This is a genomic window from Neobacillus sp. plas4 (assembly GCF_057221695.1).
The window spans coordinates 3,977,460-4,002,360 of the sequence record NZ_CM170152.1; the positions used below are offsets into that span (position 1 = coordinate 3,977,460).

At 38.2% G+C, this 24,901-nt stretch carries 28 protein-coding genes; 8 read left to right on the top strand and 20 right to left on the bottom strand.

Going from position 1 to position 24,901, the window contains the following annotated elements; genetic code table 11:
* Nucleotides 1-190 precede the first annotated feature (190 nt).
* Entirely contained in the window at nucleotides 191-1,153 is a 963-nt protein-coding gene (locus AC2TFD_RS19900) for an NAD(P)H-dependent flavin oxidoreductase (RefSeq protein ID WP_335519306.1), read from the top strand.
* Between the two features lie 47 nt (nucleotides 1,154-1,200).
* Here the strand turns inward: AC2TFD_RS19900 and AC2TFD_RS19905 are convergent, their stop codons facing one another.
* Complete coding sequence (locus AC2TFD_RS19905; protein WP_335519269.1) at nucleotides 1,201-1,686, bottom strand: nitroreductase family protein; 486 nt, start codon at nucleotides 1,684-1,686, stop codon at nucleotides 1,201-1,203.
* A gap of 19 nt (nucleotides 1,687-1,705) precedes the next feature.
* Nucleotides 1,706-2,434 (bottom strand): M50 family metallopeptidase, encoded by a 729-nt coding sequence (locus tag AC2TFD_RS19910; protein WP_484673808.1) that lies wholly within the window; start codon nucleotides 2,432-2,434, stop codon nucleotides 1,706-1,708.
* Nucleotides 2,435-2,629: 195 nt separating this feature from the next.
* Between AC2TFD_RS19910 and AC2TFD_RS19915 the strand changes: the two genes are divergently transcribed.
* Nucleotides 2,630-3,760, top strand: a complete 1,131-nt coding sequence (locus tag AC2TFD_RS19915) for an ABC transporter ATP-binding protein (RefSeq protein ID WP_484673809.1) — start codon at nucleotides 2,630-2,632, stop codon at nucleotides 3,758-3,760.
* Nucleotides 3,760-5,313, top strand: coding sequence for an ABC transporter permease/substrate-binding protein (locus AC2TFD_RS19920; protein WP_335567771.1), 1,554 nt, complete (start codon nucleotides 3,760-3,762; stop codon nucleotides 5,311-5,313). The genes AC2TFD_RS19915 and AC2TFD_RS19920 overlap by 1 nt, the downstream gene beginning before the upstream one ends.
* Nucleotides 5,314-5,345: 32 nt before the next feature.
* Here the strand turns inward: AC2TFD_RS19920 and AC2TFD_RS19925 are convergent, their stop codons facing one another.
* Nucleotides 5,346-5,963 (bottom strand): GntR family transcriptional regulator, encoded by a 618-nt coding sequence (locus AC2TFD_RS19925; RefSeq protein ID WP_335519280.1) that lies wholly within the window; start codon nucleotides 5,961-5,963, stop codon nucleotides 5,346-5,348.
* 139 nt (nucleotides 5,964-6,102) lie between these two features.
* On the opposite strand from AC2TFD_RS19925, the gene AC2TFD_RS19930 reads away from it, so the two are divergent.
* Entirely contained in the window at nucleotides 6,103-6,699 is a 597-nt protein-coding gene (locus AC2TFD_RS19930; protein ID WP_484673810.1) for a DUF2238 domain-containing protein, read from the top strand.
* 117 nt (nucleotides 6,700-6,816) lie between these two features.
* Here the strand turns inward: AC2TFD_RS19930 and AC2TFD_RS19935 are convergent, their stop codons facing one another.
* The 10 genes from AC2TFD_RS19935 to AC2TFD_RS19980 form a co-directional block, all read right to left on the bottom strand.
* Nucleotides 6,817-8,178 (bottom strand): aspartate kinase, encoded by a 1,362-nt coding sequence (locus AC2TFD_RS19935; protein ID WP_335519286.1) that lies wholly within the window; start codon nucleotides 8,176-8,178, stop codon nucleotides 6,817-6,819.
* Between the two features lie 407 nt (nucleotides 8,179-8,585).
* Nucleotides 8,586-9,203: an NUDIX hydrolase gene (locus tag AC2TFD_RS19940; protein ID WP_484673811.1), complete on the bottom strand. Its 618-nt coding sequence runs from the start codon at nucleotides 9,201-9,203 to the stop codon at nucleotides 8,586-8,588.
* A 134-nt stretch (nucleotides 9,204-9,337) separates the two neighbouring features.
* Nucleotides 9,338-10,495 carry a homogentisate 1,2-dioxygenase gene (locus tag AC2TFD_RS19945; RefSeq protein WP_484673812.1) on the bottom strand — a complete coding sequence of 386 codons (1,158 nt, stop codon included), beginning with the start codon at nucleotides 10,493-10,495 and terminating at the stop codon, nucleotides 9,338-9,340.
* Nucleotides 10,496-10,499: 4 nt separating this feature from the next.
* Complete coding sequence (locus AC2TFD_RS19950) at nucleotides 10,500-11,432, bottom strand: fumarylacetoacetate hydrolase family protein (RefSeq protein ID WP_484673813.1); 933 nt, start codon at nucleotides 11,430-11,432, stop codon at nucleotides 10,500-10,502.
* Nucleotides 11,433-11,447: 15 nt separating this feature from the next.
* Nucleotides 11,448-12,056 (bottom strand): flavin reductase family protein, encoded by a 609-nt coding sequence (locus tag AC2TFD_RS19955; protein ID WP_484673814.1) that lies wholly within the window; start codon nucleotides 12,054-12,056, stop codon nucleotides 11,448-11,450.
* A 72-nt stretch (nucleotides 12,057-12,128) separates the two neighbouring features.
* Entirely contained in the window at nucleotides 12,129-13,244 is a 1,116-nt protein-coding gene (hppD, locus tag AC2TFD_RS19960; protein WP_484673815.1) for a 4-hydroxyphenylpyruvate dioxygenase, read from the bottom strand.
* A gap of 169 nt (nucleotides 13,245-13,413) precedes the next feature.
* Nucleotides 13,414-14,208, bottom strand: a complete 795-nt coding sequence (locus AC2TFD_RS19965; protein ID WP_335519299.1) for an ABC transporter ATP-binding protein — start codon at nucleotides 14,206-14,208, stop codon at nucleotides 13,414-13,416.
* A complete protein-coding gene (locus AC2TFD_RS19970; protein ID WP_484673816.1) occupies nucleotides 14,201-15,214 on the bottom strand; it encodes an ABC transporter permease in 1,014 nt (337 codons plus the stop codon). Before AC2TFD_RS19970 ends, AC2TFD_RS19965 begins: the two co-directional genes overlap by 8 nt.
* A 258-nt stretch (nucleotides 15,215-15,472) precedes the next feature.
* Complete coding sequence (locus AC2TFD_RS19975; protein WP_484673817.1) at nucleotides 15,473-16,468, bottom strand: ABC transporter substrate-binding protein; 996 nt, start codon at nucleotides 16,466-16,468, stop codon at nucleotides 15,473-15,475.
* A 218-nt stretch (nucleotides 16,469-16,686) separates the two neighbouring features.
* Entirely contained in the window at nucleotides 16,687-16,815 is a 129-nt protein-coding gene (locus tag AC2TFD_RS19980) for a hypothetical protein (protein ID WP_335569781.1), read from the bottom strand.
* A 221-nt stretch (nucleotides 16,816-17,036) separates the two neighbouring features.
* On the opposite strand from AC2TFD_RS19980, the gene AC2TFD_RS19985 reads away from it, so the two are divergent.
* Genes AC2TFD_RS19985 through AC2TFD_RS20000 form a run of 4 tightly spaced genes read left to right on the top strand, consistent with a single transcriptional unit; the run spans nucleotide 17,037 to nucleotide 18,606 of the window.
* Nucleotides 17,037-17,192 carry a hypothetical protein gene (locus AC2TFD_RS19985; protein ID WP_335569780.1) on the top strand — a complete coding sequence of 52 codons (156 nt, stop codon included), beginning with the start codon at nucleotides 17,037-17,039 and terminating at the stop codon, nucleotides 17,190-17,192.
* Nucleotides 17,193-17,239: 47 nt separating this feature from the next.
* Entirely contained in the window at nucleotides 17,240-17,935 is a 696-nt protein-coding gene (locus AC2TFD_RS19990) for a cbb3-type cytochrome c oxidase subunit I (protein ID WP_484673818.1), read from the top strand.
* Nucleotides 17,936-17,966: 31 nt separating this feature from the next.
* Nucleotides 17,967-18,344 (top strand): cbb3-type cytochrome c oxidase subunit I, encoded by a 378-nt coding sequence (locus AC2TFD_RS19995; protein ID WP_484676351.1) that lies wholly within the window; start codon nucleotides 17,967-17,969, stop codon nucleotides 18,342-18,344.
* Nucleotides 18,345-18,366: 22 nt separating this feature from the next.
* Nucleotides 18,367-18,606: a hypothetical protein gene (locus AC2TFD_RS20000; RefSeq protein WP_484673819.1), complete on the top strand. Its 240-nt coding sequence runs from the start codon at nucleotides 18,367-18,369 to the stop codon at nucleotides 18,604-18,606.
* 483 nt (nucleotides 18,607-19,089) lie between these two features.
* Here the strand turns inward: AC2TFD_RS20000 and mnhG are convergent, their stop codons facing one another.
* Genes mnhG through AC2TFD_RS20035 form a run of 7 tightly spaced genes read right to left on the bottom strand, consistent with a single transcriptional unit; the run spans nucleotide 19,090 to nucleotide 24,834 of the window.
* Nucleotides 19,090-19,434: a monovalent cation/H(+) antiporter subunit G gene (mnhG, locus tag AC2TFD_RS20005; RefSeq protein WP_484673820.1), complete on the bottom strand. Its 345-nt coding sequence runs from the start codon at nucleotides 19,432-19,434 to the stop codon at nucleotides 19,090-19,092.
* Entirely contained in the window at nucleotides 19,418-19,702 is a 285-nt protein-coding gene (locus tag AC2TFD_RS20010; RefSeq protein ID WP_335515175.1) for a Na(+)/H(+) antiporter subunit F1, read from the bottom strand. The genes mnhG and AC2TFD_RS20010 overlap by 17 nt, the downstream gene beginning before the upstream one ends.
* Nucleotides 19,702-20,178, bottom strand: coding sequence for a Na+/H+ antiporter subunit E (locus AC2TFD_RS20015; RefSeq protein ID WP_335515172.1), 477 nt, complete (start codon nucleotides 20,176-20,178; stop codon nucleotides 19,702-19,704). The genes AC2TFD_RS20010 and AC2TFD_RS20015 overlap by 1 nt, the downstream gene beginning before the upstream one ends.
* A gap of 7 nt (nucleotides 20,179-20,185) precedes the next feature.
* Nucleotides 20,186-21,673 (bottom strand): Na+/H+ antiporter subunit D, encoded by a 1,488-nt coding sequence (locus AC2TFD_RS20020; RefSeq protein ID WP_335569777.1) that lies wholly within the window; start codon nucleotides 21,671-21,673, stop codon nucleotides 20,186-20,188.
* The gene (locus AC2TFD_RS20025; protein ID WP_335569776.1) at nucleotides 21,666-22,007 is read right to left on the bottom strand and encodes a Na(+)/H(+) antiporter subunit C; all 342 of its coding nucleotides are present in this window, start codon (nucleotides 22,005-22,007) and stop codon (nucleotides 21,666-21,668) included. The genes AC2TFD_RS20020 and AC2TFD_RS20025 overlap by 8 nt, the downstream gene beginning before the upstream one ends.
* Nucleotides 22,007-22,432, bottom strand: a complete 426-nt coding sequence (locus AC2TFD_RS20030; RefSeq protein WP_335515164.1) for a Na(+)/H(+) antiporter subunit B — start codon at nucleotides 22,430-22,432, stop codon at nucleotides 22,007-22,009. Before AC2TFD_RS20030 ends, AC2TFD_RS20025 begins: the two co-directional genes overlap by 1 nt.
* Entirely contained in the window at nucleotides 22,429-24,834 is a 2,406-nt protein-coding gene (locus AC2TFD_RS20035) for a Na+/H+ antiporter subunit A (RefSeq protein ID WP_484673821.1), read from the bottom strand. The genes AC2TFD_RS20030 and AC2TFD_RS20035 overlap by 4 nt, the downstream gene beginning before the upstream one ends.
* Nucleotides 24,835-24,901 lie beyond the last annotated feature (67 nt).

Sequence of the window (24,901 nt, forward strand, 5' to 3'; positions counted from 1 at the left end):
AATAATAATCATTTATTCCTATGCTTAAAATACTATTGGTAATTAATGCTATTACCAACTTGTATGACCTGATGATAAAAATCACATACACAACGAATATTTAGTGGTAGTATGCAGAGTAAGTTTTAAATATTTAACAAAGAAACGAGGTAATCCTTTGAACTTTCCACAATTAAAAATTGCACATATCATGCCAAAGGTTCCCATCTTCCAAGGTGGAATGGGTGTAGGTATTTCATTAAGTAAACTAGCTTCAGCTGTTGCAAATGCTGGTGGTGTCGGTATTATCTCTGGAACAGGTATTTCAACCGATGAAATGCGTGATCATATTAGAAAAGCAAAAAGTTTAGTTCAAGGTGCAGGATATATTGGCGTAAATGTGTTGTTTGCGATGAATGATTTTGCGGAAAAGATGAAAGCTGCACTTGAAGAAAAAGTTGATTTCATTATTTCTGGGGCGGGAATATCGAGGGATATGTATGCTTGGGGACGAGAGGCTGGGATTCCTGTTATTTCGATTGTTTCTTCAGCCAAATTGGCCAGAATTTCTGAAAGGCTTGGAGCTGCAGCGGTAGTAGTTGAGGGCTTTGAAGCGGGCGGACACCTTGGTACGGATCGGCCGATGTTTGATATTCTTCCGGAGGTAGTGGAAGCAGTATCGATTCCAGTTCTTGCTGCAGGTGGAATTATGACTGGTGAAGATATTGCCAAAGCCATTTCAATGGGGGCTTCTGGCGTTCAAATGGGAACACGTTTTGCAGCGAGTGAAGAATGTGACGCCCCATTATCATTTAAACAGAAATATGTAAATGCCCGTCAAGAAGATTTGGTTTTAGTTAAAACGACGGTTGGGTTACAAGGTAGAGCCATTGCCAATAAATTTACTAAATTAATTAGCGGGTCTGACAAATTAAAAATCGCTAAATGCCATGATTGCTTGAAAAATTGTTCTTACCGCTTTTGTACGCTTGATTCCATGTTCAGAACTGTTGGAGGCGATACCGAAAATGGTCTTGTCTTTCCTGATGCACAAGGCGATGTGGAAAATGGACTTGTCTTCGCCGGTGCAAGAGTTGGTGAAATCAAGGAAATCCTCCCTGTTCAAACCATCATTGATAATCTAACGTTAGAGTATCAAAACGCTGTAATCTAAAATTAAAAAGAAGAAGAGACAACCAAATTTCGTTGTCTCTTCTTTTATTATGGCAGGTTTTTGATTTTATTCATAATCGATGTTCTTGGTTTTGGGTCAGGTATAAGCTCTGGATAGCCAATAGCCAATACCCCTATGAGGTCATAATTTTCAGAAACTCCTAGAATTCCTCGATTTTTCGCTGTTATTCCAATCGATGACCAGAATGTGCCTACCCCTCCAGCCCATGCAGCCAAATTAAAGTTCTGAACAAAACAGGCCGTCGCCAGTGCATTTTCCTCCTTCTCCACAGCTGTTGCACCATGTTTCGAGGTTACAGCAATAAGTAGAGGAGCATTTCCAAAATCCGTCTTATGATTTAGTTTTGCCCTCGTCTCTGGTCCAATAAAGTAAACTTCCCAAGGTTCAGTCATTCTGTGATTAGGGGCCATTTTTGCAGCTTCCAACCAAGAATAAATCAAATCGATTGGAACAGCGTCAGTTTTAAACTTTTTAATTGTCCGCCGATTTTGGATCACTTCAAGTACATTCACTTATTTTTTCCTCCTATATTCAATATTCTTTCGTTCCTTCTAATTGATATTTCGTCTCTAACTCAACCATTCCTATTTTAAACAAACCTTGCTTGAATCCAAGTAGTATGAAAAAAAGTGATTGAGCTAAGAAAAATATCCCCCATCCCTGCGCAGGAAAAAAAGGAGTTAATTGAGCTAAGTTTGTCGCGTCACCTGCTGCATGAGGCTGCAACAAACTTATGATAAATATATCATAGGCTGTAAAAAACGATTCCACTAATAATACTGAAGCAAGTAACAGTAAGAGATTTTGGATTACCTTTTGACTTCCTTTAATCAAGAAAGCGAGAAATAACAAACCGAAGGAGGCAAGCCAAAATAAACCATAAGGATTCCGTACCCATAATATAAAATTAATAATGAGGACTCCCAATAGCAAATCAATGAAGAGTATATACCTTTTCCTTTTGATTAACCAAAATGATACATATGCCATAAGGGAAGAAATCATATAACCTGCGACGCATGTTATAAAATCGATAACCCAAATCGATTGAGTTCCGTGTGTTACTCCATCTGCATTCATGAATATTGAAATGGATTCAATATTGCCGCCAAATAATGCCATAAATGCGTGTCCTGATTCATGAATTACCGTATTGATTATTCTAAAATAATCACCGATTAGCGGGATTTGTATTAAAACGAATGCCAACCCAAGGAAGAGGAAAAATTTAATACTAAGTTTTTCTTTTATTGATTCCATTTACTTTCCCCTCTCTTTTCAGTTTATTGTCTATTATTATTTCCATCTTAACACTTTTCTTTATATTCTGAAAAATTTATGACCCTTTTTACCTTGATTAAAAATAGGCAATTAATCACATTATTCGACAAACCAACAACTTTTGTGTTACCATCGAGTTGTTGCAAATTACGAACGTTCAATTAAAAAGGAGGAATGACTTTGATAGAATTTAAAGACATCGTAAAAAAATATAAAAACAAAACGATTATTAAGCCTTTCTCAATCAATATAGATGCAGGCCAATTAGTTGTTTTTATCGGACCAAGTGGCTGTGGGAAAACTACATTGCTTAAAATGATTAATAAATTAATCCAGCCATCTGCTGGAAAGATTTTTGTAAATGGAAAGGACATTTCCACTATCGATGCTATCGAGCTGAGGAGAAATATTGGCTATGTGATCCAAAATACTGGCCTGTTTCCACATATGTCGATTCAAGAGAATTTGGAACTGATTCCTAAACTTAAAGGGGAAGACCCAGTGGCTATTGCCAAAAAAACAGAAGAACTACTTCATGTGGTTGGATTAAACCCTGCTGAATACTTGCACCGCTATCCAAAAGAATTAAGCGGTGGACAGCAGCAAAGAGTTGGGGTAGCAAGAGCATTTTCCACCGATTCAGATATCATTTTGATGGATGAGCCTTTTAGTGCATTGGATCCTGTGACAAGAAACTCGCTACAAGATGAACTAGTTCAAATGCAAAAAGAGCTTAACAAAACCATCATATTCGTTACCCACGATATGGACGAAGCAATTAAAATCGCCGATAAGATTTGTATTTTGAAAGATGGCGATATTCTCCAGTTTGACACTCCTGAAAATATTCTCAAAAACCCAGCCAATGAATTTGTCGAAGGATTCATCGGGAAGCGGCGAATTTGGAATAACCCTGAGTTATTAATGGCTGAAGATATTATGATTCCTAATCCAGTTAAGATCACCGCGAAGCGAACTGTTTTACAGGCAATCGAGATTATGAAATCCAATAAAGTAGATAGCCTTATGGTAACGGACAAAAATAATATTTTAATAGGACTAGTGACTCTTAAAGGAATCCAATTATTGAATCGAAATTCCGAGATTGAGAGTATCATGGAAAAAAATATTCTTGCAGTTTCAGAGGAAAGTAACTTAATTTCCGTGTTAGCGACAATGAATGAACACAAAATTGGATATGTTCCTGTTATCAACCATGCAAAGCAATTAACAGGTCTTATTACAAGAAGCAGTATTTTATCGGCATTAAGCAGCCAACTAATTGATTTGGAGGTGGCCTTTTAATGGCTGATTTTTATAACTATCTAAGTTCAAGCTACGAACAAATCCTAAATTTATTAGGTCAACATATCTACTTAAGTGTCATTTCAGTACTGATTGCGGTCATTATTGGGATTCCACTTGGCATAATGATTTCACAAGAGCCAAAGCTTTCAAAGCCAATTATCGGAACGACTAATGTTATTCAAGCTGTACCAAGCTTGGCTTTACTTGGGTTCCTAATTCCCTTCATTGGAATTGGCAGTGCCCCTGCTATCGTTATGGTTGTTCTTTATTCGCTGCTTCCAATTGTGAAAAACACTTATACAGGTTTAACAAACATTGATTCTGATATTCTGGAAGCCGCCAAAGGTATCGGTCTGACCAAGAGTCAAACCATGAAAAAGGTTCAGCTGCCGCTAGCCTTTCCGATGATTATGGCGGGTATCAGAATTTCTGCCGTTACCGCTGTTGGTTTGATGACCATCGCTGCCTTCGTTGGCGCAGGCGGTCTTGGATATCTCGTATTCTCAGGCGTACAAACTGTTGATAACAACATGATTCTAGCCGGTGCCATCCCAGCCTGTATTCTGGCACTGCTTATTGACTTTATCGTTGGTAAACTTGAAACTTCATTCTCTTATACGAATAAGCAGAAATCCTCTTCAGCAGTTAGTAAAAAGGTAAAACGTTTAGTAATAAGCCTTGCAAGTGTACTGATCGTTGCTGGAGGCGCGTTTACGGTTTATTCGAAGGTAAATGCAGCGGAGAAAATTGTCATTGGGTCAAAGAATTACAGTGAACAGCTGATTTTAGGAAATATGATGGCGGAATTAATTGAAAGCAAGACTGATCTTGAAGTTGAAAGAAAACTGAATCTAGGCGGTACGCAGGTAGCTTTTGGTGCCATAAATAACGGCAACATCGATGCATATGTGGAATATACCGGGACTGGTCTTGTAAATATACTGAATCAACCTGCACAAAGTGATTCTGATAAAGTGTATGACTACGTAAAAAAGGAATTCAAAGAGAAATATGGTATTGACATGTTTAAACCTCTTGGATTTAATAACACCTATGCAATAGCAGTTCGTCCGGATACAGCAGAACAATTTAATCTGAACACTGTCTCCGATCTTGCTAAAATAAGCAATGGCTTGATTATGGGGCCAACGATTGAGTTTTCTAACCGAGAAGATGGATTAATTGGTCTTGAACAAGCCTATAATATGGAATTTAAGGATGTTCAAGCAGTTGATGGCGGATTGCGCTATACGGCTCTTGATAATCAAAAGAGTGATGTAATCGACGCATTTTCAACCGATGGATTGATTGAGGAATTTGGTTTAAAGGTATTAGAGGATGATAAAAACTTCTTCCCTCCATACTATGCCGTTCCCATTGTCAAAGAAGAGACTCTAGAGAAACATCCTGAATTAAAAGATGTTCTAAATTCACTTGCTGGTACATTGACAGATGATAAAATGCGAAATCTGAATTACAAAGTTGACAGCCTGAAGGAATCACCAGCAAAGGTTGCAAAAGAGTTTTTAAAAGAAGAAGGATTAATCTAATGAGTAAAGCCGGCATACAAGCCGGCTTTTTTCTATTCCTCCATAAAATGTACAACCCGTTCGTAGGTTTCATCATCACCAATAATCAGTAGAATATCTTCCTCTTGAATCAGTGCATAAGGCCCCGGAGAAATAATTAATTCTCCCTTTCGCTTCATTCCAATCACGGTTCCCCCTGTGTTTTGCCAAAACTTCACTTCAGATATTGTCTTACCGGTATGTATACATCCTGGAAATACCTCCACCTCAATCGGCGCCAATGGGTTGGTATGACGCAGCTTTGTAGAATAATCCATGATTTTCTGTACGGTATCCAAAAGCTGTACTTCAATCTTGTTTTTCTCTTTCACAAGCGCGTTAATTTCTTTTTCTAGGTCCTTGATACTTGCCAAATTGGAGAAACGATGAATATATTTATAGGCGTTCTCCCTTGAGGAAATCACTATTCCGCTGCCCTTAGTTGATATAACAATCTCTACATCTTCTAAAATTTTGATGGCTCTTCGAACCGTTTCTGGTGAAACTTTGTATTCACTTGCCAATGTGGATCTTCCATGAATCTTTTCACCGACTTTGTACTTTCCGTCGTAAATTCGATTCGCTAAATCAATGGCAATCCTTTCATACGTTGGTATTTGTGCCCTCTGCATATATGCCTCCACTTTTCACTGAGTCAATGTTAATTTATATTTCCACTATACGCTAAAAAAAATGGGGATGGAATAGCTGTATAACGTTTGGACATAATCATAGTAAACAAGAACTGTGTAATCAACACGAGGTGAAAATATGAATCAAAAGTTAGTCTTAATTCTTAGTTTACTTTATGTAGCTTTTATGGCTTTCCTATTTTTTCATTATCGCTCGGACGGGGAATCTTATAAATCAACCGTTGCCATTGGCGGAATGGTTTGTGGGGCCGTTCCACTTCTCTTAGCCCTATTTACCAAACTCAAGTTCAATTTGCCCATTGTTATTTCCTATTTACTATTCTTGGTCGGTTCACAATACTGCGGCTCGATTCTAGGCTGGTATGGTCTTGGCTGGTGGGATACCTTTGTGCACTTCCTTAGTGGTGCCATTCTTGCGTTTTCTGGAATCGCATTATATGAACGTCTGGTACATCGAGATGCGGAAGTGGAAATATCACCTTGGATTATCTTCCTATTTACCTTATCCTTCGCAGCTTTAGGCGGTGTGATATGGGAAATCTATGAGTTTAGCTGTGATCAATTTTTCAATATGACCTTGCAAGGCGGGGGAAATGACGATACCATGATCGATTTAATCTCCGATACAGGTGGAGGATTGATTATAGCCATTTTGGCCGGGATAAGAACGAAGGTAAAGCTCAAGAAAAATCAAGATTATCCCCAATTATCATGAATCCAATTACCGCAGATATAATCGAAATTCCGCGGATATACAAGATTAAACACCGAAATAAATTTTTAAACAACAAAAAAGCAGCCTAAAAATAAATTTTAGAACTGCTTTTCCATGTTATACAGGTACTGCTGCGTAAAACTCTTCGTATAGGGCCTGAACGGCTCTTTTTTCATCGACTTCTTTCACACCGAACATCATACTTACCTCTGAAGAACCTTGGTTAATCATTTCAATATTAACCTCTGCTTTTGCTAAGGCTTTAGAAGCTCGTGCCATTGTTCCAACGTTTCTCCGCATTCCTTCACCAACTACCATAATCAATGCGAGGCTATGCTCGATCTTCACTTCATCGGCATTCAATTCTGACTCAATTCTCCAGATGATTTCATTTTCCATATCAGGATCTAGCTGAGATTCTCTTAAGATAATGGAAACATCATCAATTCCTGAAGGTGTATGTTCATAAGAAAGACCATATTCTTCTAAAATACTCAATAGCTTGCGTCCAAAACCAATTTCTCGGTTCATTAAGTATTTGCTTACGTAAATGCTGCAGAACCCTTCATCACTAGCGATTCCAACCACCGGTCCATTAGTATTATCCCGTGTATATACAATTCGAGTACCAGGTGCTGTTGGATTGTTTGTGTTCTTTATTTGAACAGGAATGCCCGCACGGAACGCAGGTACTAACGCCTCATCGTGCAGAACGGTAAATCCTGCATAAGAAAGTTCACGCATCTCTCGGTACGTTAATTCTTTAATTTCCTTTGGATTTTCTACAAGATTAGGATTCACTGAGAATACAGCATCCACATCGGTGAAATTTTCATATAAAGCCGCTTTGATTCCATTGGCTAAAATCGAACCTGTTATATCTGAGCCGCTACGTGAAAAGGTGAACACTTCACCCTGTTTGCTATAGCCAAAGAATCCTGGAAAAATAATGATACCTGGGATTTCACGAAGGGCATATAAATTAACATATGCTTCTGGTAACACCTGAGCATGACCAGGTTCATCACTTACAAGCAATCCTGCTTTCCCTGGATTTATATAAGTCGCTTCTACACCCTGTTCCCTAAAGTAGGCAGCAACTAATTTTGCATTATTATCCTCACCACTAGCTTTTACTAAGTCCATAAACCGATCAGGTTTACTTTTGTCTCCATTTAATCTTTCAGTTAAATCGTGATGAATTTCACTAATTACCTCATCAGGGAGATCTAACTCTGCTGCAATGGAGGAATATCTAGATATAACGGCGTTAAACTTTTCCTCTGGATTACTATCCTGCAGACATAACTCCGCACACTCTATCAGCAGGTCCGTTACCTTCTCATCTTCAGAAAATCTCTTTCCAGGAGCAGATACAACCACTACCTTCCGCTCAGGATCAGACATTACAATCTGAAAAACCTTTTCGATTTGTTCTCCGGACGCTAAAGAGGATCCACCAAACTTTACTACCTTCATTACAACATCACCTATCCCAAAAAGTATAATCTTAATTTTAATCCTATTCAGAAAATAATCAAGTGTTTTTTTCTTCCACAAAAAGACATTTGTATTTCTAGGAAAGACAAAGGAAAAGCGGAAGCGCCCTGATCAGCGGCGTATGGCCTGGAGCACTCTAACTGAGATAAAGGAAACACGAAGAGCCGTAGGCGATTCGATGTTGACTTATCATAGGTAGGTAAAAATCCTGAAGGGATTTTTACTCGCGGAGAGCGAAGGACACTTGCCGCTAGGGCGCTGGAGCTAGACAAAAAAACAGCGAAAATTATCCTGGGATAGTTTAATTGCAAATTCATCCCTTGATAATTTTCACTTTAATTTCATCCTTCGATACTTTTTCTATGCAAATTCATCTTTGGTTACTTTCACTGTTTCATTATATCTATAAAATGGGATAGGATTTTCGCTGTGAGGCCCCAAATTGCCTTTTCTTCATATATATAAAAGTATTCGTCAATGGCACGCGTTCGCCAATTGTAATTCTCACCACCTACAATTAAATCAAATGGAAAGTTCTCCTCTGGCTCTACCTTAAAATTTAAATGATAAATAGCAGGACTATTTTCAATAAAGTAGTTTAAAGGAACCGTAAATACCTCCCCCACTTCCGCGGGATTTGGCTGCATCTTTTCCGGTTTTTCAATAATGGCTACGAAGGGATATAACATCATTCCAAAAGGGGAAATCATGAAATCCAATGGAAAAACCTCTGACAAATTCTCACTGCTTATTCCTAATTCCTCCATGGTTTCCCTAATCGCTGCACTTTTTTCATCGATGTCCTGTGGATCGATTCTCCCTCCAGGGAAACAAATTTCTCCTGGCTGCCTTCGCAGCTGTAAAGAGCGAACCTCAAACAAGACATGAATGCCATCTTCTTTTTGGATAAGCGGCACCATCACCGCATATTTTGAAAATTTATCACTTCCTAATATGGTAGGAGTATGGCTCTTTAATTTCGATTGAACACTTTCTAAATTCATGATTTTCACCTCCAACTTGGATCTATAGTTATAATAATATCACTGTCTACTAATTAAATGCCCATCTTATGTCCTAACTTACGAAAAAACAACCCAATGGTTCTATCATCGGATTGTTTTAAATAATTTATTCCTTATTTTTCCACCCACGAAAACATATAGTTAATGTCCTCCATCTGGTTTGCGGACTTAACTACTTTAAGCGGGTGGAAGGTATCAATCATAACCGCAAGTTCCAGAGTCTCTTTCTTCCCGATGCTTGCTTCTGTTTTTCCAGGATGAGGACCATGTGGAATGCCGCTCGGATGGAGAGTAATCGACTCCAATTGAACCCCTTTACGGCTCATGAAGTTCCCTTTGACATAATAGAGTAATTCATCACTATTAACATTACTATGATAGTATGGAGCAGGAACAGCTTCCGGATGGTAGTCAAACAATCTTGGGACAAAGGAACATACAACAAAGTTATTTCCTTCAAAAGTTTGATGAATAGGAGGCGGCTGATGAATTCTTCCAGTAATCGGCTCAAAATCCTCGACATTAAAAGCCCATGGATAGAGATATCCATCCCAGCCAACAACATCGAAAGGATGATGTCCCAATACATGAGAGTGAAGTAATCCCCGCGATTTTGTGAATACTTCAAACTCCCCTTTTTGATCAAAGGTCTCAAGTACTTCAGGACCTCGAAAATCACGCTCACAAAACGGACTGTGCTCTAGCATTTGCCCATGCTCATTTCGATAACGTCTTGGTGTAGTAATCTGGCTAAATGATTCGATAAACAGTATTTTCGTATCCACAGTCCCATTGGGAATCAATCGGTAAATCGTTCCAATCGGAATTAATAGGTAATCTCCTGGTCGATAGGTAATAGTTCCAAACATCGTTTCAAGCTTGCCTGACCCGTAGTGAATAAACAACATTTCATCACCATCACCATTACGGTAAAAACCTTTCATAGGCTCATTTACCAAAGCCGTTCCAATTAATAAGTCTTGATTTCCTAAAATATATTCACGTGCTGTAAGACCATCACCTTTTTTAGAGGTCGTGTTTGTTAAAAAAAGTCGATGCTTTAGGGCCTGCTGAGCTTCATATTCGGGTAAATAACTGCCAACCGCCTCCGACCTAAGCACTTCCGTTGGCATGTAATGGTGATAGAGAATCGATTGCGTTCCGGAAAAACCGCGTGTCCCCATTACCTGCTCACGATAGAGACTTCCATCGTCTTTTTTAAACATCGTATGACGTTTATGAGGAATCCTTCCCAGCTGCCGGTAATACATTCTTTCACCTCACTTCATCATGTACAATGGTATTCTTTAATACTCCCAGTTTATCAATCTCCAATTCAACCACATCACCTGGCTGCAGCCAGCGATGTACCTCTGTGCCAAGCTCAAGGATACATCCAGTCCCAACTGTACCAGAACCGATAATTTCTCCTGGATATAAGGTAACGCCAGCTGAAGCCCTTTCAATCATATCTGCAAACGAATAGTAGATATCCTTCATATTCCCTTCAGAGAGAAGGGTACCATTAACTTTTGCCTTCATGGATATATCAAAGCCTTTAGCGGAACTATGGTGCTCAAGCTCATCCTTAGTGGTAATCCATGGTCCAATCGAGGTGGCAAAATCCTTTCCCTTCGCAGGACCTAAGCCTACCTTCATTTCATGTCTTTGAAGATCGCGAGCGCTCCAATCATTTAAAATACAATAGCCAAAGATATACGAATCAGCTTCCTCAGCGGAAATATTCCTGCCCTGTTTTCCGATTACACACGCCACTTCCAGCTCATAATCCAGCCAATTGCATTCTAAAGGCTTGGGAATTACATCTTCAGGCCCCTTAATGCCAAGGTGATTGGAAAAATAAAAAACAGGAATTTGGTACCATTCCGGTATCATCTTCAATCCTCTATTCTCTCTAGCACATTTCACATGCTGCTCAAAAGCATAAAAATCACGAAAGCTTTTGGGGACTGGCAAAGGCGCAATCAGTTTAACCTCATGTAACGGATAGACACCCGGATCGTTTATCGTAAATTGTAAAAGCCGGGAGGAAGATTTCAAATTTTCATCACTTTCTTCTAAGAAATCTATGAGCCTTTCAGGCAAAGCACCGTTTGTTGCTCCGTGCATATCCACAACAAGATCCGATTCTAGGAGAACGCCTGACCTTACTGTTCCATCTCTTTTTTCAAAAGTTACGAATCTCATCCTATCACCTAATTTCTATTTCCTTATAATATTAAACGTTTTCCCCAATGGATTGGTATAGGTATGGCCTGCCATTCTGCCAATAGGCTGAAGTTTCACGGTATCGATTCTCCCGTTATAAAATAAATCATCTGTAATATGGATATTTAACACCTTTCCAATTACTAAACTCCCTGCACCTGGCTTGTCACCAAAATCCAACACCTGGTAAAGTTCACATTCTAAATGAACCAATGATTCCTTAATACGCGGTGCCTTTATTAGTCGGCTTGCCTCTTTTGTTAAGCCGGTTATTTCCATCTCATCTACTTCAGGAGTAAATTCAACCGCACAATCATTCATTTGCTGTGCCATATTTTCACTGACAATATTTACGACAAATTGCTTCGTTTTTTCTATATTGAGGAGAGTATCTTTCTTTGCCCCATCACTTCCCCTTCTCATTGGTGAAAAACAAATAAGCATCGGATCTGCACAGATCGCAGTAAAAAAACTAAAGGGAGCTGCATTAGCGATGCCGTTTTCATCAATGGTTGACACAAAGGCAATCGGCCGAGGCAGAATAGATCCAATTAATAGTTTATAGGCGTCTCTCCATTCAAGTGTATCAGGTGACACTTCCATCTCTTTCACCACTCTTTCTATCTTTATTCTTTGAAAAAGGGAGAAAACATCTCCCCCTTTCATAAAGTAAAATTATAGGTTTCCGCGCCTAGCCTGCTCTCGTTCAATTGATTCAAATAACGCCTTGAAGTTCCCTTCACCAAAACCGCGTGCACCCTTACGCTGGATGATTTCTATGAAAAGTGTTGGTCGATCGACTATAGGTTTTGTGAAGATTTGCAAAAGATACCCTTCATCATCACGGTCGACGAGAATATTTAATTCTCGAAGCTTCTCAATTTCTTCGTCAATTTTTCCAATTCGCTGCCCCAAATCCTCATAATAGGTACTTGGAGTATTTAAAAACTCAACACCATTCTTTTTCAAGGTGGCAACGGTTGTGACAATATCCTCTGTTAAAATAGCAAGGTGCTGTACACCTGGACCATTATAGAATTCTAAATATTCCTGGATTTGTGATTTACGTTTCCCCTCTGCTGGTTCATTGATTGGAAACTTGATTCTTCCGCCATTGTGCATAACCTTTGACATCAAAGCAGAATACTCAGTGGTAATATCTTTATCTGTGAAATGCTTCATCTCGACAAATCCCATTACCTTTGAGTAATATTCCACCCACTCCTCCATTTGTTCAACATTTCCAACCACATGGTCAATGCCAATTAATCCTGCATCCTCAATCGGGAGGTAAACAGAATATGGCTGATAGCCAGGCATGAAAACACCCTGATAATTCTTGCGTTCTACTAACGTATGGATGGTATCTCCATATGTACCGAGAACGGCCTTTTTAATTGTCCCTTTTTCATCCTTTAACTCAAATGGCGGAACAAGGGCAATTCCGCCACGCTCTACAGCCGCTTGATAGGCCTTATCCACATCATCCACGAACAAAGCAACATCTTTAACACCATCTCCATGATTTTTAACGAATTGAGCAACATGTGTATCCTCTTTGTAGGAACCCGTAAGCACTATGCGAATATTCCTTTGTTGCAAACAAAAGGAAACGGTTTCACGATTTCCTGTTTCAAGGCCGGAATAGGCAACTGGTTTAAATCCAAACGCAGTACAAAAAAAGTGGCAGGATTGCTTGGCATTGCCTGTATAAATCTCGATATAATCTACATCCCGAACGGGAAAGAAATCGTTAGCAAGTTCTTCTGCCTTATTTCTTTTTTCTTTCATTTATATTCCTCCTATTGTCAATTAATTAATAATATTCAGAATATAGTTTACGTGCTACAAACCTGTCCTATCAAGAGCGGCCGGTGAAGCATAAACGCTTTTGAGTAGAAAAGATTAGTACAGAATAAAAAGAAACAGCCCCTTATTTAGAGGCTGTTTCTCAATAGTATTATGACAATACCGCACGGTCGCTGGCCATCTGAACCCCGCGAATTCTTTTAAATTCTTCTAATAATCCTTCAATAGTTAGGTCTTTCTTGTTTTCAGCGTCTACTTCTAAAATAATTTGACCTTTATCCATCATGATTAACCGATTACCGAGGTCAATGGCTTGCTGCATATTATGCGTGACCATTAATGTCGTTAATTGATATTTCGCAACAATCTCCCGCGTTAGATTGGTGATTAATTCCGCTCTCGATGGGTCAAGCGCTGCTGTGTGCTCATCAAGCAATAAAATGGAAGGTTCAGTAAAGGTTGCCATTAGCAGCGATAATGCCTGGCGTTCTCCTCCAGACAACAATCCTACCTTTGCACTTAAACGGTCCTCTAAGCCAAGGTGCAAGGATTCAAGCACCTCGCGGAAGTAATCACGCCTTTTCTTCGTAACTCCCTTTCTGAACGTTCTCGTCTTATTTCGAGAGTAGGCCATTGCTAAATTTTCTTCAATCGTCATGCTAGGTGCTGTACCCGCCATGGGATCCTGAAATACCCGCCCAATCATTTTTGAACGTTTGTACTCTGACATCGGAGTTACATTTTTACCAGCAATTTGAATATCACCAATATCGGGTGTAATGACTCCAGATATAATATTCATTAAAGTAGATTTTCCAGCACCATTACTTCCGATAACAGTTACAAAATCACCTGGTTTTAGCGATAGATTAATTTGATCAATCGCAATTTTTTCATCCGGAGTACCTTCATTAAAAATCTTATGAATTTGGTTTAACTCAAGCATGGTTTTCACCCTTTCGCTCAGCCGATGCTTGTAACATGTTCAGCTTTTCTTGTCTTCTGCGGGCTTTTCGCTTTTTCTCTTTAGATTGTTCGATTATTTTTGGTGCAGTTAAGGCAATGATGACAATTAATGCTGTAATAACCTTCATATCTCCTGGATCTAGGAAATCTACTCTTAATGCCAGTGTGACGACGATACGGTAGATAATTGCTCCACCGATAACTGCTAAAGTTGCTCTTGCAATGGATTTGGTACCAAATAAGGCTTCACCGATAATAACAGATGCTAATCCAATAACAATCATCCCAATACCCATACCTACATCCGCAAATCCGCCTTGCTGCGCAATTAAGGCGCCAGAAAAAGCAACTAGAGCATTAGATAACCCCAGACCAAGGATGGTAAGAAGATTTGTATTGGCAGAGAAACTGCGAATCATCTGTTTATTGTTACCAGTCGCTCTTACAGCAAGACCAATTTCCGTCTGTAAAAATAAATCCGTGAGCCATTTAATTACAAAGGTTACAATGATCATAAAAAGTAAAATTCCCCAAGTATCAGGGAGGCTGTCTCCAAGACCTACCTTCATCAGCAAACCATTGAAAAAAGAATCTACTCCCATATTTTCAAAAATTCCACCGATTTTTGTAAATGACGTATCCGTATTTAACAAGGGGATATTGGATCTCCCCATGATTCTAAGATTAATAGAATATAAGGCAATCATCATTAAAATCCCGGAAAGTAAATTATTAATTTTCCCAAAGGTATGAAGCAGACCCGTTATACATCCTGCTGCAAAACCTGCAAATAATGCCATTATCGTTGCTAAAAATGGGTTCATTCCACCAGCAATTAAGACTGCCGACAAAGCTGCACCTGTAACAAAACTCCCATCTACCGTTAAATCTGGAAAATCCAGAATACGAAAGGAAAGATAGACGCCCAGTGCCATAATCGCGTAGATGATACCTGCTTCAAATGATCCAAAAATGGCTATAAACATTGAGATCATCCTTTCTTTTAAGTCTTTGTAAAGGCTCTTTTCGTAACCTATATTGCTTTTTAGAACAAAATTGAATAAGAAAAGAGCATGCAAACTAAATTCTAAAGTGCAAAATAACTATTTCCACGTTAAAATCGGCTTTAAGATTTTAACAACAATTTTAACGAAAATAGCCTTGTTCTAATCATATAAAGACCTAATGGAGTAATGAAGGAGTCAACCATGTTAGCGGCTGACTCCCGGCATTACAAAGAATTATTATTCACCTTCGTAAAACTCACCAAGGTCTTTCCATTCGTCTTTTACTTCAAGTCCCTGTGCTTCTGCAGCTTTCTTATTAATAACAAGGGTTAAGCTGCTTGGCAATTCAACTGGAATTTCAGAAGGCTTCTTATTTCCGCTTAAAATTTCGGCCGCCATTAAACCTGATTGATAGCCAATATCGAAATATTCAAAGCCGCTCGCTGCAACTGCACCTTTTTTCATTGAATCTAACTCACCAACGAATAGAGGGATTTTTTTGCTGTTTGCAACTGAAATAACAGACTCAAGAGCAGAAACAACCGTATTATCTGTTGGAATATAGATTGCATCTACACGGCCAACTAAGGATTCAGCTGCCTGCTTTACTTCAGCAGATGTAGAGACAGATACTTCCACAAGCTTAGCACCTTTACCTTCAGCTAACTTTTTCACTTCTTCCACTTGAACGATAGAGTTTTGTTCACCAGAATTATAGATAACACCAATTTCTTTCGCATTTACTTCTTCTGTAATAAAGTTTATCGTTTTGGCAGTTCCATCAGGATGGTTATCCGTTGTACCTGTGATATTTTCACCCGGCTGATCAAATGCCTTTACTAATTCAGCACCCACAGGATCTGTTACAGAGGTAAAGATAATTGGAATATCCTTCGTAGCATTTAAAGCACCTGTTGCACTTGGCGTTGCATTTGCAAAAATAAGATCCACTTTATCTCCAACAAAATTATTAGAGATTGTTTGAACGTTTGCCGCTTCACCTTGAGCATTTTGCTCGTCATACTCAACTTTAATGCCTTTATCTGCTAACGCTTTTTTAAAGCCTTCAGTGGCTGCATCTAACGATGGATGTGTAGCATATTGGGATATTCCAACATTAAACACTTTTTCTCCTTCTTTTTCCGTTCCACCAGCTGATTCCTTACTTCCGCACCCTGCAAGCAACATCATCCCCGCCAAGGCAAAGGACAATACCTTTACACCCTTTTTCATTTTACATCCCCCTATTTACCCATTTTTAATTTTTCAAAAATTTATTATATTATAAAAGTTATTCTAGTATTTTTTTAGACTAAAAGCAATAGAATTATCTAAAATTATTTTTCCGCTTTAAAGCGACAAATTTCTCAAATAGTCGGAAAAATAAAAAAGCCCTCAATTGTATGAGAGCTTTTGAAAATTCACCAATTCAATTATCTTTTAAATAATAATTACCAATCTTGTGTTTGATCTAATAGTTTATCAATTTCTATCTTTTTCAATTTATTAATGATTTTCTCAGATGTTAGATTTGCAGTTTTCTCTAGCAGTTTATCGATATCAATCTTAATAGTTCCCATATCTAACCTCCATAATTTTAGTTACCATATGATTCGTAACGGCGGGGTCATTTGTGGGGGTAAAAATATTATTAGTCAAAAAAGGCAGCCCTAACAGTGGTTGCTAGTAAAGGTATGATAAAATTCACTATTTTTTCCTAATTTCCAGATTAGAATGTTATGTGAATTAAACATGTGGTTGGGGACTGCTTGTTTAAGTAATTTTACTAGGGGGGATTTACATGTACCAATCTATTGCATGGTACGCTACATTATTTCTCGTTTTCCTTCTTGCCTTGGCTTTTGCTTTTGTGTATGGGGAATCTAGACAACTAAGAGAATATGGAAAGGAAATAAAGCCCGTAGAATTAAGAATAAAGGCGTTGCTTTATCTTTAATGGTTACCTCTGTTGTTCTCGTTTTAATGATGATCTTCGGGGTAATGATGTTATTAAATCAAGGAAATGTTATCCAAATCTTACCACAGTTATTCTATAAAGTTATGACTATACATGGAACAGGGATGATTGGAATTGCCGCTTTAGGTGGAAGCGCCATCATGTGGTATTACCTATCTACATATATCTATTTAAATGCTAAAGTCTTTTTTGCTAATTTACTGTTATCATTGATTGGGGTTGTATTAATCCTAGTTGCCATTTTTGGTTTTCATTTTTCCGATGGCTGGACATTCTTGTTCCTGTTGCCTGCCTATTCAGCAAATCTCTACTGTAAGACAGGTGCACTATTATTCTTATTTGGAATGTTGCTATTAGGTATAGACTATTTGCTCATGTACTTTTACCTAGCAGCAAGATTTACAAAAGAATACGGCGGATTGTTAAAATCACTTGGCTGGGATGTTATTTTAGGAAAAAAAGAGTATGGGCCACCTTCAGCAGTAGTCGCAGCTACAATGGTCATCATTACGAATTCTACCGCGATTCTTGCAGGTGCCATTGTGCTAGTTGTCTCTATCTTAAACATTATTAATCCTGCTATTAGCATCGATCCTATGCTAGCTAAACATTTAACCTACGCGTTTGGGCATATATTTGCAAATTGTACCATTTATATGGCTGTCATAGCAGTTTATAAAATCCTGTCTAAATATACAGGAACGTCCATGGAAATCGAATAAAGCCTTTTTAATTGCCTGGAACTGTTCAACCATTTTTACTTTAATAATTTATACTCAACACCTGTTAATGGATTTCGCCGTTCCAAAATGGATGTTAATCATCGGTCAAGTTTTTTCATATGCTAACGGGCTTCCCGTTATGGTTGTCACAGCATACGGAGCTTTAATGATTGTCTACCGTTCAGCGATGAGATGGGATTTCGCTTCAAGCATGATGTTTTTAGCGATGTTTGGCTGGGTGGCTGGCGCAGTACCTGCAATCATAGATGCAACCATTGTGATTAACCACATCATGCATAATACAAAATGGGTTCCAGGTCATTTCCACACGTATATGGGAATGGGTGTCGTGGCGATGATTTTTGGTTTTATGTATTATTTCAATAAAACCGAAGGAACTCAGAAATAAAAAAGCTTGGATAATTTGGCGATTGTTACCTACTTTATCCTTTTTCACCGGTTTAACGGGTTCGTTCTTATATGCAGGAAAAATCAGTGCGCCCCGCAGATGGGCTGAGCATTTACCAGAGTGGACGGCATCTGACCAAATTGGAGCCCTTTATGGAATATTTATCATAGCAGCTGCCATTGTCTTCACCGTTCGTTTTATTATGGGTTTAAAAAATATAGGAAGACACCCCACAACTAAAACACTAAAATCCGCATCATAAAAGAACGAGCCAGTCCTTCAATTGAATGACTGGCTCGTTCTTTTAATTAATTCGTACTTACCATACACCCTATCCCATTTACCATTATTAATTTTTTAAAATGAGCTATTTTTGTACAAACTAATCCTAACTGGGAGGTGTATATACATAGTGAAAATAAAAATTACGGTAAGTCTTTCCATCTTTTTACTCTTATTAACAGCGGCTTGGTTCCTACAGCAGCAGCTGCAAACTCAACGGGAGTTTAATAATATTAAAATGGGAACACATATAAATAATATGAATACGGTTCCGTTAACTAATGAAAATAATCCAATTAATACGAATGTAAACAACCATATATCTAATGTCCACCTTAAGCTATTCAAGCCATTTAAGCCCAGGGAATATGTTCGAATTATAGGTTCTTAAAAGAGTCAAAAAGTGTTCCAAACATAATTCGGAACACTTTTTTTCGGAATTAATCTGCCAAAGATTTCTAGATTACTTTTTATTATATTCTTTTAAATCGTCTCTTACACTTTTATCCCAAAGTTTTACTCCTGAATTATAGGCCGCCCTGTTAATTAGATGTCCAGAAATGGGGGAAGTCATAAAGAGGAAGATAATACCTAGGATAAGCCTAGAATTAAAATGACCTTCAAGTGCATAAAAGTAAATAAAGGTTCCCAATAAAATAAACATTACCCCCAGTGTAGCCGCTTTTGAGGCTGCATGGTTTCTTGTATAAACATCTGGGAGTCTAATCACCCCAAAAGTAGCAATCAGGCAGAGCAGGGATCCAACTATGATAAAAAATCCAATTAATAAATCAATGATTACGCTCACGTTCGATAATAACCCCCTTTTCCAGATACTTAGCAAACGCCACTGTTCCAATAAAGGCAAGAATACCAATTAAAAGAATAATTTCGAGAAAAGCATGAGAGTCTAAAACGATTGATATCAATGCAGTAATGGCAATAAGGTGCACACCCATCGCATCTAATGCGATCACCCGGTCAGGTACACTAGGACCCTTAATGACCCGATAAATTAAACCAAGCATCGAAATCGAGCAGATTAATAAAGCTAATCGAAAAATCAGTTCAAGCATTACCTGCTCACCTCCAAAATAGCCTTTTCAAATGAACTCTTGATACTTTTGATCTCATCCTCTACTTCCCCAATATTCATCGCATGAATAAAAAGGGTTTTATTATCCTCAGAGACATCAATGACTAAGGTACCTGGAGTTAAGGTAATTAAACTCGAAAGAAGAGTGATCTGCCAATCCTGCGTCAGCTCCGTGTCCATGGCAAAAATAGCTGGCCTCATGTCTAATTTAGGTTTTAAGACAACTTTTACAATCGCAACATTAGACAATATTAGTTCCCTTATAAAAATAAGGATTAGCTTGAAAAAGGACCATAATCGAAATAAATAAAAACGACTATGAAAGTAACGTCTCAGCACAAAAATAACTAGGAGTCCAAAAATATAGCCTTTTATAAAACTAATGGGATCGTAGGAAACTTTAATAAACATCCATAAAAAGGCTAGAACCACATTCAATAAAATTTGAAATGCCAAAACTTATTCACTCCTTTAAGACAGCATTAATATAGATATTGGGATCTACTAAGGTATCAGCTGCCTGAGTAATATACGGTAATATAGATTCAGAACCTATTCCGTAAAGAGCTGAAATCACCACCAAAATAACAGGAGCAATAAGCAATCGTTTTACAGGTGCTTTTTCCTCTCCTCGGTAAGTGCGGTCCTTTCCCCAAAAACCGTTTATAAAGATTTTCATAACAGAGAACAGAACGAGTAAACTGGACATTAGAACAATAACAGCACCTGTAAAGCTCTCTCCCTCAAACCCTCCTTGCACGATAAGAAGCTTTCCAACAAAACCACTTAATGGTGGGATTCCTGCCAGAGCTAAAGTGGCAATAAAGAATGTCCAGCCAAGACCTGGATAACGGTTAATAAGACCGCTGATATTTCTTAAATTACTTGTTCCTGTAATTGAAATAACCACCCCGGCCAGCAAGAATAAGGCTGCCTTAATGAGCATATCGTGTATCAAATAGGAAACAGCCCCTGTTACGGAAGCTGTATTCAAGACGGAAACCCCATACAGGATAACTCCTACAGCAACAATGATATTATAAATAATAATGTTCTTAATATCCCAATAGGCAATTGCACCAATTACACCCAGAACAATTGATAGAATCGCTAAAATGGAGAGTAGGCCAAAGGTATCCATATCATGATAAAAGAAAAGCGTATAAGTTCTAGTAATGGAATAAACCCCTACTTTCGTCAATAATGCACCGAAAAGAGCTAAAACGGGGGCAGGTGGTGCGTAATAGGACCCCGGCATCCAAAAGTAAAGAGGAAAAATGGCACCTTTTAAACCGAATACAATTAGGAACAGAACAGCAATAACCGTTAAAATCCCCGGCATCCCATTTATACTAATTTCATGAATTCGACTAGAAATATGAGCCATATTTAACGTACCGACTACGGAGTATAAATAGGCAACAGCAATAACAAATAATGCTGATGAAATGACATTCACAAGCAAATATTTAATCGATTCTCTCAACTGTATATTTGTTCCTCCAAGTACTAATAAAACATAGGAAGACATCAACATAACCTCAAAAAATACGAAAAGATTAAAAATATCTCCTGTTGTAAAAGCTCCGTTAACCCCTACTATTAAAAAGTTAAATACAGCATAGTAGTAATGTTTTTCACGTTCTTGACCAATTGATTTGAAGGAGTAAATTAAACAAACAAACGCAACGATGCTTGTCGTGAATACTAATAGTGCTGAAAACATATCCGATACTAACGTAATCCCAAATGGTGCTTCCCAGCTGCTGACATTTAAAGATTGTACCCCTTCCGTTCGCACCTTTTGTATGACCAGCCATGCAGCAATCATAGTAGCTAATGAAGAGATCGTTGCAACAACCCGCTGTGCAAAAATACTTTTATAAAGAAAAATTAATATGGCCCCAGTAAATAAGGGGATTAATATAGGTAAAATGATTAAGTTAGTCATTTTTCTCGTTTCCCCTCATTTCTTCTACATTATCCGTTCCAAGCTCTTTATAAGCCCGATAAGCTAATACTAAGAAAAATGCTGTCACACCAAAGCTGATTACGATAGCTGTTAAAATCAACGCCTGCGGCAGTGGATCTGTATAGCTTTCGGCATTCCCTCCTAAAATAGGAGCAGCCCCCCGTTTTAATCCACCCATTGTAAGAATAAGGAGATGAGCACCATGGCTTAACAGTCCTGTCCCAACAATTATTCGTAATAGACTTTTTGAAAGCATTAAATAGGTAGCAGTCATAAATAGAATGCCAATAACAAATGCCATTACGATTTCCATTATTCATCCTCCCCTATCGTTTGAATAATGGTCATCGTAACGCCGACGACAACAAAGTAAACGCCTAAATCAAAAAGCGTAGCAGTATGAAGTGATAATTCCCCCAGAATCGGTATTTGAACATCCCCAAAAGCATGTGTTAAAAATGGAACATCAAAGATGAAAGAACCCGCACTTGTACCAATGGCAAACAAAAGTCCAATCGCAGTAAGAATTCGGAAGTTGATTGGCAAAATTTTCACAACTGTTTTGATGTCATAGGTAATTAATAGGAGAACAATTGCTCCAGCTGTCATTAGCCCTCCGATAAACCCGCCACCGGGATAATAATGGCCCGCTGTAAAAATATAGACTGAGTACAGGGCTATAAAGAAGAGAAGAACTTTTACAGCAGTTTCAAGTATGATATTGTTTGTTTTTCTCATCCTTCTTTCCTCCTGTTCAGCCGTAATTTGATCATGCCAAAGATTCCTAAAGAAGCAATCGCCAATACTGTGATTTCAAAGAGTGTATCGAAACCGCGAAAATCTACTAAAATTACGTTTACCATGTTTTTTCCTGCAGCCTCAGTATACGTGTTTTCCACATAATACTTTGATATTGAGCCAAATAGCTTATTGCTATGAGCTGAGAGTGCGATTAAGGTAACAATGGCACCTACCCCAACAGAGATGAAAACATTCGTCAGTCGAAACACCATTCTTGTTTCAAACTTCCTTAATTTAGGTAAATGGTAGAAACAAACTAAGAATAAGGCAACAGAGATCGTTTCAATAACAAGTTGAGTCAAAGCCAAATCAGGTGCTCGGAATAAAACATAAAATAAAGAAACGGTATAACCAACAGCACCAAGCAAGATGATGGTGGTCATTCTTGATTTAGCAAATAGAATACATATAGATCCCAAAACAATAAGAATGGCTAAGGCGACTTCGTATACTCCTATCGAAGATACATTGCTTGTATCCAATTTAAAGGCATTCTTTCCAAAAAGCGTGGCTGCAAGAATAAAAATAAAGAAAGCAAATATATAGACGAGATACGTTCGAATCGATCCATTCATATAGGCACTTGTTACCTTATGAGAGATTGATTGTACCCCGTTTAATAAGAAATCATAAAAACGATTAAGGGCAAGCTTCTCCGGGATCGCTCCATAGATTTTCTTCCATCTAGAATGCGTTTTATAAAGAAGGACGCCTAAAATAATCACACCGAGTGTCATAAAGAGTTCGATGTTGGGTCCATGCCAGAAGGTAATATGAACCATAAATTCTTCTCCGGTCCCTAGCAGACTTGGAAGAATCGAAGCCATAGCCGGCGAGATGAGACTATCCGATAATAGGTTAGGGAAAAAACCGAATATAATCACAAGTGAAACTAAGATAACCGGTGAAATCAGTAATCCAATTGGAGCTTCATGTGGTTTTTTATCAAGCTTTTCTGGCTGATATTTTCCGGTGAAAGTTTTAAAAACAAGAATCATACTATAAAAAAAGGTAAAGATACTAGCAATCCATGCAAGTACTGGAAATAGAATTCCCCAGGTTTGGAGGTTAAAAATATCCATTTCGGTTACATGAACCATTGCTGTAAAGAACATTTCTTTACTTAAGAAACCATTAAATGGAGGAAGCCCTGCCATTGAGAATGCACCAATAATTGAAATGGTAAATGTAATCGGCATAAAATGCATTAATCCACCCAATTTACGAATATCCCTAGTTCCTGTTTCATGATCGACAATTCCAGCTGCCATGAACAAGCTTCCTTTAAAAGTAGCGTGATTGATTAGGTGAAAAATTGCCGCGGTTACAGCTACTGTAAAGATATTTTCATCTAAAAATTCATAATGTTTAGCCGCTGCTCCTACACCAAGCAACGACATGATAAGTCCTAATTGGCTGACGGTAGAAAAAGCCAATATCGCCTTTAAATCCGTTTGTTTCACCGCAAATATAGAACCCCATATCAAAGTCAGTAATCCTACACCCGCAACCAGTAAGAACCAAAGAAAATGTTCTCCGAACACAGGTGTGAACCGTGCTACCAAATAGATTCCTGCCTTCACCATCGTTGCTGAGTGTAAGTAAGCACTAACTGGTGTTGGGGCTTCCATTGCATCTGGAAGCCAAATATAGAATGGGAACTGAGCAGATTTAGTAAAAGCACCAAGTAAAATACATAATAATGCAGGCACAAATAATGTGTGGTTAAAAATTTCATTGGCTTGAGTCATTATTTCCGAGACACTAAAGGTTCCAGTCATAATGTAAAGCAGGATGATTCCCCCAAGCATAGCGAGACCGCCAAATACAGTAATGAGCATAGACTTTTGTGCGCCATATCGTGATTTTTCGCGCTCGTACCAGTAACCAATTAATAGAAATGAAGAAAAACTTGTGAGCTCCCAGAACGCATACATCACAATTAAGTTATCCGATAAGACAACGCCAAGCATCGCCCCCATGAAGAGCAGTAGATAGACATAAAAGTTATTGAGTTTTTCTTTCTTCTTATCGAGATAATAGATGGAATAAAGAACAACCAATGCCCCAATACCTGTTATTAACAGGGAAAATAAAAGCCCCAGTCCATCCACTTTTGCTGTAAAATTAATGCCTAAAGATGGAATCCAGTTCAAGTTTTCCATGAATGACTTCCCACCCATTGTTACCGGTAAGAATGAAAGATAATAGACAAACAAGAAAATAGGTAAAGGCAGCACAAACCATCCAGTATGTATTTGACGAAATAGTTTATAAAATTGCGGAATAAAAACAGATAGGATCAATGGTGCTATAATTGCTAAGTGAAGATATGACAAAACAAAACCTCCTTGTTTCTGAAGCCCCACCCCTTTTGGGGGTGTTGTTATCAAATTTATCTTTTTC